Raw genomic sequence first — 15,886 nt, 5'->3', positions numbered from 1 at the left:
TTTGAAGATGATAGCCATGCAAAAAAACGCTGCGCATACTTATGCCATTTCCAGCTTGTTGGTGCTTTCACTAACCGGCTGCGCCTGGATACCCTCCACGCCGCTGGTACAGGGGGCGACCAGTGCACAACCGGTTCCCGGTCCGACGCCCGTCGCCAACGGTTCTATTTTCCAGTCTGCTCAGCCGATTAACTATGGCTATCAACCGCTGTTTGAAGATCGTCGACCACGCAATATTGGCGATACGCTGACCATCGTGTTGCAGGAGAACGTCAGCGCCAGCAAAAGCTCCTCTGCGAATGCCAGCCGTGACGGTAAAACTAATTTTGGCTTTGATACTGTGCCGCGCTATTTGCAGGGGCTGTTTGGTAACGCTCGTGCCGATGTCGAAGCCTCCGGTGGTAACACGTTCAACGGAAAGGGCGGGGCCAATGCCAGCAATACCTTTAGCGGCACGTTGACGGTGACGGTTGACCAGGTACTGGTCAACGGCAACCTGCATGTGGTGGGTGAAAAACAGATCGCCATTAATCAGGGTACCGAATTTATTCGCTTCTCTGGTGTAGTTAATCCACGCACTATCAGCGGCAGCAGTACCGTACCGTCTACTCAGGTGGCGGATGCGCGCATTGAATACGTAGGCAATGGCTACATTAACGAAGCGCAAAATATGGGCTGGTTGCAGCGTTTCTTCCTCAACCTGTCGCCAATGTAAGTGAGGCTGTGGTGATTAAATTTCTCTCTGCATTAATTCTTCTACTGGTTACGACGGCGGCTCAGGCTGAGCGTATTCGCGATCTCACCAGTGTTCAGGGGGTAAGGCAAAACTCACTGATTGGCTATGGCCTGGTAGTGGGGCTGGATGGCACCGGTGACCAGACAACTCAGACGCCGTTTACCACACAAACGCTTAATAACATGCTCTCACAGCTGGGAATTACCGTTCCGACGGGCACCAATATGCAGCTAAAAAACGTCGCTGCGGTAATGGTGACAGTGTCACTTCCTCCGTTTGGACGTCAGGGGCAAACCATTGACGTGGTGGTTTCTTCCATGGGAAATGCCAAAAGTCTGCGTGGCGGTACGTTATTGATGACACCGCTTAAGGGCGTTGACAGTCAGGTGTATGCGCTGGCGCAGGGCAATATTCTGGTTGGCGGCGCAGGGGCCTCCGCTGGCGGTAGCAGTGTTCAGGTGAACCAACTGAACGGTGGACGGATCACCAATGGTGCGGTTATTGAACGTGAATTGCCCAGCCAGTTTGGCGTCGGGAATACCCTTAATTTGCAACTTAACGACGAAGATTTCAGTATGGCGCAGCAAATCGCTGACACCATCAACCGAGTGCGTGGATATGGCAGCGCCACCGCGTTGGATGCGCGGACTATTCAGGTGCGCGTACCAAGTGGCAACAGTTCCCAGGTCCGTTTCCTTGCAGATATCCAGAATATGCAGGTTAATGTCACCCCGCAGGACGCTAAAGTAGTGATTAACTCGCGCACCGGTTCGGTGGTGATGAATCGCGAAGTGACCCTCGACAGCTGCGCGGTAGCGCAGGGAAATCTCTCAGTAACAGTTAATCGTCAGGCCAATGTCAGCCAGCCAGATACACCGTTTGGTGGTGGACAGACTGTGGTTACTCCACAAACGCAGATCGATTTACGCCAGAGCGGCGGTTCGCTGCAAAGCGTACGTTCCAGCGCCAGCCTCAATAACGTGGTGCGTGCGCTCAATGCGCTGGGCGCAACGCCGATGGATCTGATGTCCATACTGCAATCAATGCAAAGTGCGGGATGTCTGCGGGCAAAACTGGAAATCATCTGATGATCAGCGACAGCAAACTACTGGCAAGTGCGGCCTGGGATGCACAATCGCTCAACGAACTTAAGGCGAAAGCGGGCGAAGATCCGGCGGCAAATATCCGTCCGGTGGCCCGCCAGGTGGAAGGGATGTTCGTGCAGATGATGTTGAAAAGCATGCGCGACGCTTTACCAAAAGATGGCCTGTTCAGCAGCGAGCACACTCGCCTGTATACCAGTATGTATGACCAGCAGATTGCCCAACAGATGACGGCGGGCAAAGGTCTGGGGCTGGCAGAGATGATGGTTAAACAGATGACGCCAGAACAACCATTGCCAGAGGAGTCCACGCCAGCAGCACCGATGAAATTCCCGCTCGAAACCGTGGTGCGTTATCAAAATCAGACGCTTTCGCAGCTGGTGCAAAAGGCCGTACCACGTAACTACGATGATTCGCTGCCGGGTGACAGTAAAGCATTCCTCGCGCAACTCTCGCTGCCAGCCCAACTGGCAAGCCAGCAAAGCGGTGTGCCACATCATTTGATCCTCGCTCAGGCCGCGCTGGAATCTGGCTGGGGACAACGGCAAATCCGCCGTGAAAACGGCGAGCCGAGCTATAACCTATTTGGCGTCAAAGCCTCTGGCAACTGGAAAGGGCCAGTCACTGAAATCACCACGACTGAATATGAAAATGGCGAAGCGAAGAAAGTAAAAGCGAAGTTTCGGGTCTACAGCTCGTATCTGGAAGCACTGTCGGATTACGTTGGGCTGTTAACGCGTAACCCGCGCTACGCCGCCGTGACGACCGCCGCGAGTGCGGAGCAGGGGGCGCAGGCCCTACAGGACGCGGGCTATGCCACCGATCCTCACTATGCCCGCAAACTCACCAACATGATTCAGCAGATGAAATCGATAAGCGACAAGGTGAGCAAAACCTACAGCATGAACATTGATAATCTGTTCTGAATAACTCAAGTCCGGCGGGTCGCTGCCGATAATACTCTGTAATTGAAGGCTTATAAGGAACCTCCATGTCCAGCTTGATCAATAACGCCATGAGCGGACTGAACGCGGCCCAGGCGGCGTTAAATACGGCAAGTAATAATATCTCCAGCTATAACGTTGCCGGATATACCCGCCAAACCACTATTATGGCGCAGGCCAATAGCACGTTGGGCGCTGGCGGCTGGGTTGGCAATGGCGTCTACGTTTCTGGTGTGCAGCGTGAGTATGATGCGTTTATTACCAACCAGTTACGTGCGGCGCAGACGCAAAGTAGCGGCCTGACTGCCCGCTATGAGCAGATGTCGAAAATCGACAATATGCTCTCCACCAGTACCTCTTCGCTGGCAACACAGATGCAGGATTTCTTCACCAGCCTGCAAACGCTGGTGAGTAACGCGGAAGATCCGGCAGCGCGCCAGGCGCTGATTGGGAAATCAGAAGGGTTGGTGAATCAGTTTAAAACCACCGATCAATATCTGCGCGACCAGGACAAACAGGTCAATATCGCGATAGGTGCCAGTGTTGATCAGATCAACAATTACGCTAAACAAATCGCCAGCCTGAACGATCAAATCTCCCGCCTGACAGGCGTGGGGGCAGGGGCGTCACCTAACAATCTGCTGGATCAACGCGATCAACTGGTGAGCGAATTAAACCAGATTGTTGGCGTAGAAGTCAGCGTTCAGGATGGTGGCACTTATAACATCACGATGGCCAATGGCTACTCACTGGTTCAGGGAAGTACGGCGCGGCAACTTGCGGCAGTTCCTTCCAGCGCTGACCCTTCTCGTACGACTGTCGCTTATGTTGATGGGACGGCAGGCAATATTGAGATCCCGGAGAAATTACTGAATACCGGGTCGCTGGGCGGCATTCTGACATTCCGTTCTCAGGATCTTGACCAGACGCGTAATACGCTTGGACAACTGGCGCTGGCATTTGCCGAGGCTTTCAACACCCAACACAAAGCCGGATTTGATGCTAACGGCGATGCCGGTGAAGATTTCTTTGCTATCGGTAAGCCCGCGGTACTGCAAAACACGAAAAACAAAGGTGACGTTGCGATCGGTGCCACGGTAACTGATGCCTCCGCGGTACTGGCGACAGATTACAAAATCTCGTTCGATAATAATCAGTGGCAGGTCACCCGCCTTGCCAGTAATACCACTTTTACGGTGACGCCGGATGCCAACGGTAAAGTGGCATTTGATGGTCTGGAGTTGACGTTTACAGGAACGCCTGCCGTTAACGACAGCTTCACACTGAAACCGGTAAGTGACGCCATCGTCAACATGGATGTATTAATCACCGACGAAGCGAAAATCGCCATGGCGAGCGCAGAAGATGCGGGTGATAGCGACAACCGCAACGGTCAGGCCCTGCTCGATCTGCAAAGCAACAGTAAAACGGTGGGCGGTGCGAAATCCTTTAACGACGCTTATGCCTCGTTAGTGAGTGATATCGGTAATAAAACCGCGACGTTGAAAACCAGTAGCACCACGCAAGGTAATGTGGTGACGCAGCTTTCCAATCAGCAGCAGTCGATTTCCGGTGTCAATCTCGATGAGGAGTACGGAAATCTGCAACGTTTTCAGCAGTATTACCTCGCGAATGCGCAGGTTCTGCAGACGGCAAACGCGATTTTTGATGCGCTGATTAACATTCGCTAAGGGGAGATAAAATGCGTTTCAGTACCCAGATGATGTACCAGCAAAACATGCGCGGCATCACCAATTCTCAGGCAGAATGGATGAAGTACGGTGAACAGATGTCGACGGGTAAGCGAGTCGTTAACCCTTCAGATGATCCCATTGCTGCATCACAAGCTGTTGTTCTCTCCCAGGCACAGGCGCAAAACAGCCAGTACACGCTGGCGCGTACTTTCGCCACTCAAAAAGTGTCACTGGAAGAGAGTGTACTTAGCCAGGTCACCACCGCTATCCAGAATGCTCAGGAAAAAATTGTCTACGCCAGCAATGGCACCTTGAGTGACGATGACCGGGCCTCGCTGGCTACGGATATTCAGGGGCTTCGTGACCAGTTGCTGAATCTGGCGAACACCACTGACGGTAACGGGCGCTACATTTTTGCCGGTTATAAAACAGAAACTGCGCCGTTTAGTGAGGCAGACGGCGAATATGTTGGCGGAGCAGAAAGTATTAAACAACAGGTCGATGCTTCGCGTTCGATGGTGATAGGGCACACGGGTGACAAAATTTTCGACAGTATTACCAGCAACGCGGTAGCGGAACCAGACGGTAGCGCTTCTGAAACCAATCTTTTTGCCATGCTGGATAGCGCCATCGCAGCCCTGAAAACGCCGGTCGCGGATAGCGAAGCGGATAAAGAAACCGCCGCTGCGGCACTGGATAAAACCAACCGCGGACTGAAAAACTCGCTGAACAATGTGCTGACTATTCGCGCGGAATTAGGCACGCAGCTGAACGAACTGGAGTCGCTGGATTCATTAGGTAGCGATCGCGCTTTAGGGCAAACGCAGCAGATGAGCGATCTGGTTGATGTGGACTGGAATGCAACTATTTCATCTTACATCATGCAGCAAACGGCATTGCAGGCATCGTATAAAGCATTTACCGATATGCAGGGATTGTCGCTGTTCCAGCTCAACAAATAAGCTCGCTTTAAAACATATCATGAAACTGGGTATGTTTTGTCTGCCCGCTCTGGGATCGCCGGGGCGGGCATTTTTTTGCCTATTTTATATTGTTGGTTAGCAAGGATGCCATTCGATGAATTTTAATATGTTGATTCAAAGATGAAATAAAAAAGCCCTGGCAGTTACCAGGGCTTGATTGCTTGAGCTAATTATTACTCAACAGGTTGCGGACGCGCAGGAGCGGCAGAGGCATGATGCGTTGCCGTATGACCACCTGCAGCACCTTTACCTTCGAAGGCAAAAGTAGGGCGCTGCCAGTCACTGTGACGCGGTGCCTCCGGAACATATTCCGGTGCCGGAGCGCGCGTCATTGGCGCGGTAGCATGGTTATGCTCAACGGTGACCTCAGGTTCAACCGCAGCTACCGTTTCAACTTCTGCTGCGACTTCAGCGACGACTGGCGCGGCAGGTTGAGCAACAACTTCAGGTTCAGCAACCACAACCTCAGCAGTTTCGGCAACTTCTTCAAGATCTGCCGTCTCTTCCTGCGGTTCAACCACCGGTTCTGCGTGTTCTGCAACTTCCTGGGCTACGGCAACATCAGACTCGGTAATCACCTGCGGCTGTTCAGTTACTGCGGCGGCAATCACTTCAGGATGCGTCGTTTCAACCACTTCCGGTTGCGGTTCGGCAATCTGAACGGGGGCTTCTACAACTTCAGCCACTTCTTCAACAACCGGTGCGCTAACAACCGGTTCGACAGCGGCGGCGACAGGGACCTCAGTCACCATCGGCTGCACTTGTACTTCTTCCTGTTCGCGCTGCTCTTCGACCTGTACATCTTGTGGACGTACAATCGGATAGCGGATCCAGACTTTGCCAGAGGCCAGTTCCGGAGATGCGCAAGCTACGGTCAACGGCATTGGCGATTGGGTTGGATAACGCTCGTCACGATAGCGACGACGACGCTGACCACTCACGCGCAGGTGACGAGGCGAGCGGCGAGAACGACGCGGCATGCCACCGTTGTCACGGTTATCGGCATTGTTCTCTTCTTGCTGTTCTGGTGCAGCTTGCGCTACGACTGGCAGCGGGACTTTCACCAGTTCTGTGCGTGGAGCTGGCGCTTCCTGAACAATTGGTTCGGCAGCGACAGTTTCTTCAACCACCGGTGCGACTACCGCTTCTTCGGCTACGCTTTGCTCGTAACGCACTTTCTGATTGAGCTGACGCTGTTTACGACGCGGCTGAACTGGACGTACACGTTCTTCCTGTTCGGTTTCCTGAACAGATTGCTCTTCAACATTCAGCGCCTTCGCTTCTTGTTGCGCTTGACGTTTATCATCGTTACGGCGGCGGCTACGTTCACGACGCGGCGCTTGCTGCTCGTCGGTGGTACGCGCTTTTTCCGTTACCTCAGCCTGCTGACGGCTCTCACGCGTCTCGGCAGTCTGCTGCTGTGCCTGGCGACGATTACGACGGTTTTCTTCGCGATTATCGCTGCCTTCTGTACGTTCACTACGGGTATCGCGGCGCTCATTACGGTCACGGCGGTTGTTCTGACGAGGCTTGCGACGATCCTGTTGACGTTCCGGTTTCGCTTCTGCTTTCGGTGCTGGTTGCTCGGTCGGTTTGGTTTCTTCACCACCGCTGAACAGCGCTTTCAGTGCGCCGAAGAAACGGCTTAACAGCCCAGGTTGTGCAGGAGCTGCTGGTGTTGCCGGTGCAGCTTTAGGTGCTGGGGCTACGACAGGCGCGGCAGGTTCAGCTGGGGTTGGTGCTGGCGGCACATCCGGCATGGCAAAGGTAGCCAGCGCAGGTTGTTCCGGACGCTTACGTTCAGCGAACTCTTCTTCAGACGGCAGCGCCATCGCTTCTTCATGCAGCTTCGGCAGCATGTAGCTTAAGGTTGGGGTTTCTTCCCCTTTGCGCACGCGCAGCACATGGTAGTGCGGGGTTTCCATCTGATCGTTTGGCACAATCACACAGCGCACGCCGTCCTGACGAGTTTCAATCGCATTCACTGCAGAACGTTTTTCATTCAGCAGGTAAGAAGCTATTGGCACAGGAACAATGGCGTGAACTTCCTGGGTGTTCTCTTTCAGCGCTTCTTCTTCGATCAGACGCAGAATAGAGAGCGACAGCGATTCGTTGTCACGCACGGTACCGGTACCGGAGCAGCGCGGGCAGACGTGATGGCTGGATTCACCCAGTGATGGGCTCAGGCGCTGACGGGACATTTCCAGCAGGCCAAAGCGAGAAATATGGCTGATTTGAATACGCGCACGGTCCTGACGCACCGCTTCACGCAGACGGTTTTCTACCGCACGCTGGTGGCGTACTGGCGTCATGTCGATGAAGTCGATAACAATCAGGCCGCCGAGGTCACGCAGGCGCAGCTGACGAGCAATCTCATCGGCAGCTTCGAGGTTGGTGTTAAACGCGGTTTCTTCGATATCGCCGCCGCGGGTCGCGCGTGCGGAGTTGATGTCGATGGCCGTTAACGCTTCGGTGCTGTCGATAACAATGGAACCACCAGACGGCAGACGAACTTCACGCTGGAAGGCGGACTCGATCTGTGACTCGATCTGGTAGTGGCTGAACAGCGGGATCTCGCCGGTGTACAGTTTGATTTTGCTGCTGAAATCCGGGCGACCTAATGCAGCGATATGCTGACGTGCCAGTTCGAGCACTTTCGGGTTATCGATAAGGATTTCGCCGATGTCCTGACGTAAGTAATCGCGGAATGCGCGAACGATTACGTTGCTCTCCTGATGAATCAGGAACGGAGCCGGGCGGCTTTCAGCGGCTTTTTTGATGGCTTCCCAGTGTTTCAGACGGAAGCTTAAATCCCATTGCAGCGCCTCAGCAGATTTGCCGACGCCAGCGGTGCGCACGATTAGCCCCATGCCTTCCGGCAGTTCAAGGCTTGCCAGTGCTTCTTTTAATTCGGTACGGTCGTCGCCTTCGATACGGCGAGAAATGCCACCCGCGCGCGGGTTGTTCGGCATCAGAACCAGATAGCTACCCGCCAGACTGATAAAGGTGGTTAATGCCGCGCCTTTGTTGCCGCGCTCTTCTTTATCGATCTGAACAATGACTTCCTGACCTTCACGCAACACATCTTTAATGTTGGGACGACCATGAGCACTGTAGTTAGCAGGGAAATATTCGCGGGCAATTTCTTTTAGTGGGAGGAAACCGTGACGTTCAGCGCCGTAATCAACAAAAGCAGCTTCCAGACTCGGTTCAATGCGGGTGATTTTACCTTTGTAGATGTTTGCCTTTTTCTGCTCGTGCCCTGGACTTTCAATATCCAGGTCATACAGACGCTGCCCATCTACAAGGGCAACGCGCAACTCTTCCTGCTGAGTTGCGTTGATTAACATTCTTTTCATCGTAACTTACTCATTATTCTTACATTGACGACTAAGCTGCGGGCAAAGTAACGCCTTTCCGGGTGTGAACCGATGGCCTCGTGTCTAGTCGCGTCGCCAACCTCACGGTTATCGTCAGCTCAAAGAGGCGCAGAGTGTCGGTTGCCCGTTTTTCATGCGGAAAAACAGCGCAATTATCAAAGAAACAGACTGGGTATTACTCTCCAGAAATATTTCCATCTACCGGTAAGGACTGCAACCCGCAGCCCGCTAACTGCCTGAAAGATCAATACGTCTTACGCCATTGCTGCGTGGATGATCGGTCGGGCAAAATGGGTTATTCCGTAAAATTTCTTGTTTTAACAAGGATGGACACGGAAACGGCCTCATTATTCCACTGCAAGCCTTGTTATAGCAAGATGACTTTTACCATTTATCACCCGCTTACTCACAGTTTTTTCACTTCTTGCTGGTGATTGGTTTAATAACCATCAATAAAGTGATCACGTAGTGAAGTAATAAGGTGCAAAACTAAATATAAGCATAGAAAAATGAGTGGCGCGAATCCTGTTGGCTAATTAGAATCGCCCACCATGAAAACAGAGACTCCATCCGTAAAAATTGTTGCTATCACCGCTGACGAAGCGGGGCAACGTATCGATAACTTTTTGCGTACCCAATTGAAAGGCGTACCAAAAAGTATGATTTACCGTATTTTGCGTAAAGGCGAAGTGCGGGTGAACAAAAAACGTATTAAGCCTGAATATAAACTCGAAGCGGGTGATGAGGTGCGTATCCCACCGGTTCGCGTTGCTGAGCGGGAAGAAGAGGCGGTTTCGCCACATCTGCAAAAGGTGGCAGCGCTGGCGGACGTCATCTTATATGAAGATGACCATATCCTGGTGCTGAATAAACCTTCCGGTACGGCGGTACATGGCGGCAGTGGTTTAAGCTTCGGCGTTATCGAAGGTTTGCGGGCGTTGCGCCCGGAAGCGCGGTTCCTTGAACTGGTTCATCGTCTCGACCGGGACACTTCAGGTGTGTTGCTGGTAGCGAAAAAACGCTCGGCGTTGCGTTCTCTGCATGAGCAATTACGTGAAAAAGGGATGCAAAAAGATTACCTGGCGCTGGTGCGCGGTCAGTGGCAGTCGCATGTGAAGAGCGTTCAAGCGCCGTTATTGAAAAATATTCTGCAAAGCGGCGAACGTATCGTGCGTGTCAGTCAGGAAGGCAAACCGTCGGAAACACGCTTTAAAGTGGAAGAACGCTATGCATTTGCCACCCTGGTGCGTTGTAGCCCGGTAACAGGGCGTACTCATCAGATCCGTGTGCATACACAGTATGCGGGTCATCCGATTGCCTTTGACGATCGCTACGGTGACCGTGAATTTGACAGACAGCTCACTGAAGCAGGCACAGGATTAAATCGTCTGTTCCTGCACGCCGCAGCGTTGAAGTTTACCCATCCGGGGACCGGTGAGGTGATGCGTATCGAAGCGCCGATGGATGATGGTTTGAAGCGTTGTTTGCAAAAACTGCGTAACGCGCGCTAATACGAGCATATAAGCATGATAATGGGCGGTTGGCCTGATAAGGCGTTTACGCCGCATCAGGCTGCCAGCACCGATTGCCGGATGCGACGTAACCGCATCCGGCGCAAATAACTATCCCATCAGCGGGTTTTTCCCTTCCCGACGTAACATCTGACACAGCGCGATTAGCGGTAAACCAACCAGCGTGTTAGGATCACGCCCCTCTAAACGCTCAAACAGAGTAATGCCAAATCCTTCACTCTTAAAGCTACCCGCGCAGTGCAGGGGATGCTCTTTACGCACGTAATTATCAATCTCCGCCTCGCTCAGGTGACGGAAATGGACGTCAAAAGGCTCCACTTCTGTTTGTAGATGCCCATTCGCCGAATTAAACAACGCCAGTCCAGTATAGAAGGTGACGATATTGCCGCTGGCTTTGCGTAATTGCAGACGGGCATTTTCTTCCGTTAACGGTTTACCGGTGATTTCGCCATCAAGAACACATACCTGGTCTGAACCAATAATTAAATGATCCGGATAACGTGACGCCAGAGATTGCGCTTTTTCTTGTGCCAGTCGAAGCACCAACTGTCGCGGTGATTCGTCGCTGCGTGGGGTTTCGTCGACCTCTGGTGCTGCACATTCAAAAGAGATTTGCAGTTTTTCCAGAAGAGCGCGACGCCATGGCGAGGTGGAGGCTAAAATAAGTTTAGGCATATTTTTTTCCATCAGATATAGCGTATTGATGATAGCCATTTTAAACTATGCGCTTCGTTTTGCAGGTTGATGTTCGTTATCAGCACTGAACGAAAATAAAGCAGTAACCCGCAATGTGTGCGAATTATTGGCAAAAGGCAACCACATGCTGCCTTTTTCTTTGACTCTATGACGTTACAAAGTTAATATGCGCGCCCTATGCAAAAGGTAAAATTACCCCTGACTCTCGATCCGGTTCGTACGGCTCAAAAACGCCTTGATTACCAGGGTATCTATACTCCTGATCAGGTTGAGCGCGTCGCCGAATCCGTAGTCAGTGTGGACAGTGATGTGGAATGCTCCATGTCGTTCGCTATCGATAACCAACGTCTCGCAGTGTTAAACGGCGATGCGAAGGTGACGGTAACGCTCGAGTGTCAGCGTTGCGGGAAGCCGTTTACTCATCAGGTCTACACAACGTATTGTTTTAGTCCTGTGCGTTCAGACGAACAGGCTGAAGCACTGCCGGAAGCGTATGAACCGATTGAGGTTAACGAATTCGGTGAAATCGATCTGCTTGCAATGGTTGAAGATGAAATCATCCTCGCCTTGCCGGTAGTTCCGGTGCATGATTCTGAACACTGTGAAGTGTCCGAAGCGGACATGGTCTTTGGTGAACTGCCTGAAGAAGCGCAAAAGCCAAACCCATTTGCCGTATTAGCCAGCTTAAAGCGTAAGTAATTGGTGCTCCCCGTTGGATCGGGGATAAACCGTAATTGAGGAGTAAGGTCCATGGCCGTACAACAGAATAAACCAACCCGTTCCAAACGTGGCATGCGTCGTTCCCATGACGCGCTGACCGCAGTCACCAGCCTGTCTGTAGACAAAACTTCTGGTGAAAAACACCTGCGTCACCACATCACTGCCGACGGTTACTACCGCGGCCGCAAGGTCATCGCTAAGTAATCACGCGTCTGCGTGATGAAGCTTAGTGAGGATTTTCCCCAGGCAACTGGGGAAAGACCAAACCGGGCGGCGACGATACCTTGACACGTCTAACCCTGGCGTTAGATGTCATGGGAGGGGATTTTGGCCCTTCCGTGACAGTGCCTGCAGCATTGCAGGCACTGAATTCTAATTCGCAACTCACTCTTCTTTTAGTCGGCAATCCCGACGCCATCACGCCATTACTTGCTAAAGCTGACTTTGAACAACGTTCGCGTCTGCAGATTATTCCTGCGCAGTCAGTTATCGCCAGTGATGCCCGGCCTTCGCAAGCTATCCGCGCCAGTCGTGGGAGTTCAATGCGCGTGGCCCTGGAGCTGGTGAAAGAAGGTCGAGCGCAAGCCTGTGTTAGTGCCGGTAATACCGGGGCGCTGATGGGGCTGGCAAAATTATTACTCAAGCCCCTGGAGGGGATTGAGCGTCCGGCGCTGGTGACGGTATTACCGCATCAGCAAAAGGGCAAAACGGTGGTCCTCGATTTAGGGGCCAACGTCGATTGTGACAGCACAATGTTGGTGCAATTTGCCATTATGGGCTCAGTTCTGGCTGAAGAGGTGGTGGAAATTCCCAATCCTCGCGTGGCGTTGCTCAATATTGGTGAAGAAGAAGTAAAGGGTCTCGACAGTATTCGGGATGCCTCAGCGGTGCTTAAAACAATCCCTTCTATCAATTATATCGGCTATCTTGAAGCCAATGAGTTGTTAACTGGCAAGACAGATGTGCTGGTTTGTGATGGCTTTACAGGAAATGTCACATTAAAGACGATGGAAGGTGTTGTCAGGATGTTCCTTTCTCTGCTGAAATCTCAGGGTGAAGGGAAAAAACGGTCGTGGTGGCTACTGTTATTAAAGCGTTGGCTACAAAAGAGCCTGACGAGGCGATTCAGTCACCTCAACCCCGACCAGTATAACGGCGCCTGTCTGTTAGGATTGCGCGGCACGGTGATAAAAAGTCATGGTGCAGCCAATCAGCGAGCTTTTGCGGTCGCGATTGAACAGGCAGTGCAGGCGGTGCAGCGACAAGTTCCTCAGCGAATTGCCGCTCGCCTGGAATCTGTATACCCAGCTGGTTTTGAGCTGCTGGACGGTGGCAAAAGCGGAACTCTGCGGTAGCAGGACGCTGCCAGCGAACTCGCAGTTTGCAAGTGACGGTATATAACCGAAAAGTGACTGAGCGTACATGTATACGAAGATTATTGGTACTGGCAGCTATCTGCCCGAACAAGTGCGGACAAACGCCGATTTGGAAAAAATGGTGGACACCTCTGACGAGTGGATTGTCACTCGTACCGGTATCCGCGAACGCCACATTGCCGCGCCAAACGAAACCGTTTCAACCATGGGCTTTGAAGCGGCGACACGCGCAATTGAGATGGCGGGCATTGAGAAAGACCAGATTGGCCTGATCGTTGTGGCAACGACTTCTGCTACGCACGCTTTCCCGAGCGCAGCTTGTCAGATTCAAAGCATGCTGGGCATTAAAGGTTGCCCGGCATTTGACGTTGCAGCAGCCTGCGCAGGTTTCACCTATGCATTAAGCGTAGCCGATCAATACGTGAAATCTGGGGCGGTGAAGTATGCTCTGGTCGTCGGTTCCGATGTACTGGCGCGCACCTGCGATCCAACAGATCGTGGGACTATTATTATTTTTGGCGATGGCGCGGGCGCTGCGGTGCTGGCTGCCTCTGAAGAGCCGGGAATCATTTCCACCCATCTGCATGCCGACGGTAGTTATGGTGAATTGCTGACGCTGCCAAACGCCGACCGCGTAAATCCAGAGAATTCAATTCATCTGACGATGGCGGGCAACGAAGTCTTCAAGGTTGCGGTAACGGAACTGGCGCACATCGTTGATGAGACGCTGGCGGCGAATAATCTTGACCGTTCTCAACTGGACTGGCTGGTTCCGCATCAGGCTAACCTGCGTATTATCAGTGCAACGGCGAAAAAACTCGGCATGTCGATGGACAATGTCGTGGTGACGCTGGATCGCCACGGTAATACCTCTGCGGCCTCTGTCCCGTGCGCGCTGGATGAAGCTGTACGCGACGGGCGCATTAAGCCGGGGCAGTTGGTTCTGCTTGAAGCCTTTGGCGGTGGATTCACCTGGGGCTCCGCGCTGGTTCGTTTCTAGGATAAGGATTAAAACATGACGCAATTTGCATTTGTGTTCCCTGGACAGGGTTCTCAAACCGTTGGAATGCTGGCTGATATGGCGGCGAGCTATCCAATTGTCGAAGAAACGTTTGCTGAAGCTTCTGCGGCGCTGGGCTACGACCTGTGGGCGCTGACCCAGCAGGGGCCGGCTGAAGAACTGAATAAAACCTGGCAAACCCAGCCAGCGCTGTTGACTGCATCTGTTGCGCTGTATCGCGTATGGCAGCAGCAGGGCGGTAAAGCACCGGCAATGATGGCTGGTCACAGCCTGGGGGAATACTCCGCGCTGGTTTGCGCTGGTGTGATTGATTTCGCTGATGCGGTGCGTCTGGTTGAGATGCGCGGCAAGTTCATGCAAGAAGCCGTACCGGAAGGCACGGGCGCTATGGCGGCAATCATCGGTCTGGATGATGCGTCTATTGCGAAAGCGTGTGAAGAAGCTGCAGAAGGTCAGGTCGTTTCTCCGGTAAACTTTAACTCTCCGGGACAGGTGGTTATTGCCGGTCATAAAGAAGCAGTTGAGCGTGCTGGCGCTGCCTGTAAAGCTGCGGGCGCAAAACGCGCTCTGCCGTTACCAGTGAGCGTACCGTCTCACTGTGCGCTGATGAAACCAGCAGCCGACAAACTGGCAGTAGAATTAGCGAAAATCACCTTTAACGCACCAACAGTTCCTGTTGTGAATAACGTTGATGTGAAATGCGAAACCAATGGTGATGCCATCCGTGACGCACTGGTACGTCAGTTGTATAACCCGGTTCAGTGGACGAAGTCTGTTGAATACATGGCAGCGCAAGGCGTAGAACATCTCTATGAAGTCGGCCCGGGCAAAGTGCTTACTGGCCTGACGAAACGCATTGTCGACACCCTGACCGCCTCGGCGCTGAACGAACCTTCAGCGATGGCAGCGGCGCTCGAGCTTTAAAAGAGGAAAATCATGAGTTTTGAAGGAAAAATCGCACTGGTAACCGGTGCAAGCCGCGGAATTGGCCGCGCAATTGCTGAAACGCTCGCAGCCCGTGGCGCGAAAGTTATTGGCACTGCGACCAGTGAAAATGGCGCTCAGGCGATCAGTGATTATTTAGGTGCCAACGGCAAAGGTCTGATGTTGAATGTGACCGACCCGGCATCTATCGAATCTGTTCTGGAAAAAATTCGCGCAGAATTTGGTGAAGTGGATATCCTGGTCAATAATGCCGGTATCACTCGTGATAACCTGTTAATGCGAATGAAAGATGAAGAGTGGAACGATATTATCGAAACCAACCTTTCATCTGTTTTCCGTCTGTCAAAAGCGGTAATGCGCGCTATGATGAAAAAGCGTCATGGTCGTATTATCACTATCGGTTCTGTGGTTGGTACCATGGGAAATGGCGGTCAGGCCAACTACGCTGCGGCGAAAGCGGGCTTGATCGGCTTCAGTAAATCACTGGCGCGCGAAGTTGCGTCACGCGGTATTACTGTAAACGTTGTTGCTCCGGGCTTTATTGAAACGGACATGACACGTGCGCTGAGCGATGACCAGCGTGCGGGTATCCTGGCGCAGGTTCCTGCGGGTCGCCTCGGCGGCGCACAGGAAATCGCCAACGCGGTTGCATTCCTGGCATCCGACGAAGCAGCTTACATCACGGGTGAAACTTTGCATGTGAACGGCGGGATGTACATGGTCTGACCGCGATTTGCACAAAATGCTCATGTTGCG

14 protein-coding genes are annotated in these 15,886 nt (G+C 52.6%); 12 read left to right on the top strand and 2 right to left on the bottom strand.

The window, feature by feature from the left end; genetic code table 11:
• Positions 1-16: 16 nt before the first annotated feature.
• From ACK8NJ_RS14340 to flgL, 5 genes are all read left to right on the top strand, one after another.
• Complete coding sequence (locus tag ACK8NJ_RS14340) at positions 17-715, top strand: flagellar basal body L-ring protein FlgH (RefSeq protein WP_411961734.1); 699 nt, start codon at positions 17-19, stop codon at positions 713-715.
• 11 nt (positions 716-726) lie between these two features.
• Positions 727-1,824 carry a flagellar basal body P-ring protein FlgI gene (flgI, locus tag ACK8NJ_RS14335; RefSeq protein WP_000589332.1) on the top strand — a complete coding sequence of 366 codons (1,098 nt, stop codon included), beginning with the start codon at positions 727-729 and terminating at the stop codon, positions 1,822-1,824.
• Positions 1,824-2,765 (top strand): flagellar assembly peptidoglycan hydrolase FlgJ, encoded by a 942-nt coding sequence (gene flgJ, locus ACK8NJ_RS14330; RefSeq protein ID WP_001305885.1) that lies wholly within the window; start codon positions 1,824-1,826, stop codon positions 2,763-2,765. Before flgI ends, flgJ begins: the two co-directional genes overlap by 1 nt.
• 65 nt (positions 2,766-2,830) lie before the next feature.
• Positions 2,831-4,474, top strand: coding sequence for a flagellar hook-associated protein FlgK (gene flgK, locus ACK8NJ_RS14325; RefSeq protein ID WP_000096478.1), 1,644 nt, complete (start codon positions 2,831-2,833; stop codon positions 4,472-4,474).
• 11 nt (positions 4,475-4,485) lie between these two features.
• Positions 4,486-5,439 (top strand): flagellar hook-associated protein FlgL, encoded by a 954-nt coding sequence (flgL, locus tag ACK8NJ_RS14320; RefSeq protein ID WP_001212766.1) that lies wholly within the window; start codon positions 4,486-4,488, stop codon positions 5,437-5,439.
• Between the two features lie 194 nt (positions 5,440-5,633).
• Here flgL and rne read toward each other — a convergent pair whose 3' ends face one another.
• Positions 5,634-8,819 (bottom strand): ribonuclease E, encoded by a 3,186-nt coding sequence (gene rne, locus ACK8NJ_RS14315; protein ID WP_411961733.1) that lies wholly within the window; start codon positions 8,817-8,819, stop codon positions 5,634-5,636.
• Positions 8,820-9,391: 572 nt separating this feature from the next.
• Here rne and rluC point away from each other — a divergent pair.
• Complete coding sequence (gene rluC, locus ACK8NJ_RS14310) at positions 9,392-10,351, top strand: 23S rRNA pseudouridine(955/2504/2580) synthase RluC (protein ID WP_000846342.1); 960 nt, start codon at positions 9,392-9,394, stop codon at positions 10,349-10,351.
• A 111-nt stretch (positions 10,352-10,462) separates the two neighbouring features.
• Here rluC and yceF read toward each other — a convergent pair whose 3' ends face one another.
• On the bottom strand, positions 10,463-11,047 hold the full coding sequence (yceF, locus tag ACK8NJ_RS14305; protein ID WP_001125202.1) for a 7-methyl-GTP pyrophosphatase: 585 nt from the start codon (positions 11,045-11,047) through the stop codon (positions 10,463-10,465).
• A 198-nt stretch (positions 11,048-11,245) separates the two neighbouring features.
• Here yceF and yceD point away from each other — a divergent pair, with 198 nt between their 5' ends.
• The 6 genes from yceD (at position 11,246) to fabG (ending at position 15,856) form a co-directional block, all read left to right on the top strand.
• Positions 11,246-11,767, top strand: coding sequence for a 23S rRNA accumulation protein YceD (yceD, locus tag ACK8NJ_RS14300; RefSeq protein ID WP_001174481.1), 522 nt, complete (start codon positions 11,246-11,248; stop codon positions 11,765-11,767).
• A 51-nt stretch (positions 11,768-11,818) separates the two neighbouring features.
• On the top strand, positions 11,819-11,992 hold the full coding sequence (gene rpmF, locus ACK8NJ_RS14295; protein ID WP_000290727.1) for a 50S ribosomal protein L32: 174 nt from the start codon (positions 11,819-11,821) through the stop codon (positions 11,990-11,992).
• Between the two features lie 80 nt (positions 11,993-12,072).
• Complete coding sequence (gene plsX / locus ACK8NJ_RS14290) at positions 12,073-13,143, top strand: phosphate acyltransferase PlsX (protein WP_000197578.1); 1,071 nt, start codon at positions 12,073-12,075, stop codon at positions 13,141-13,143.
• A gap of 67 nt (positions 13,144-13,210) precedes the next feature.
• Positions 13,211-14,164 (top strand): beta-ketoacyl-ACP synthase III, encoded by a 954-nt coding sequence (fabH, locus tag ACK8NJ_RS14285; RefSeq protein WP_000288132.1) that lies wholly within the window; start codon positions 13,211-13,213, stop codon positions 14,162-14,164.
• 15 nt (positions 14,165-14,179) lie between these two features.
• Positions 14,180-15,109: an ACP S-malonyltransferase gene (gene fabD, locus ACK8NJ_RS14280; protein ID WP_000191372.1), complete on the top strand. Its 930-nt coding sequence runs from the start codon at positions 14,180-14,182 to the stop codon at positions 15,107-15,109.
• Positions 15,110-15,121: 12 nt separating this feature from the next.
• Positions 15,122-15,856 carry a 3-oxoacyl-ACP reductase FabG gene (fabG, locus tag ACK8NJ_RS14275; RefSeq protein WP_000007233.1) on the top strand — a complete coding sequence of 245 codons (735 nt, stop codon included), beginning with the start codon at positions 15,122-15,124 and terminating at the stop codon, positions 15,854-15,856.
• Positions 15,857-15,886: the final 30 nt, after the last annotated feature.

The sequence above is a fragment of the Escherichia sp. F1 genome (assembly GCF_046764225.1).
GTDB lineage: Bacteria > Pseudomonadota > Gammaproteobacteria > Enterobacterales > Enterobacteriaceae > Escherichia > Escherichia coli.
The sequence above is the reverse complement of the archived record's forward strand: the minus strand, read 5'-3'. Positions and strand labels throughout refer to the sequence as shown.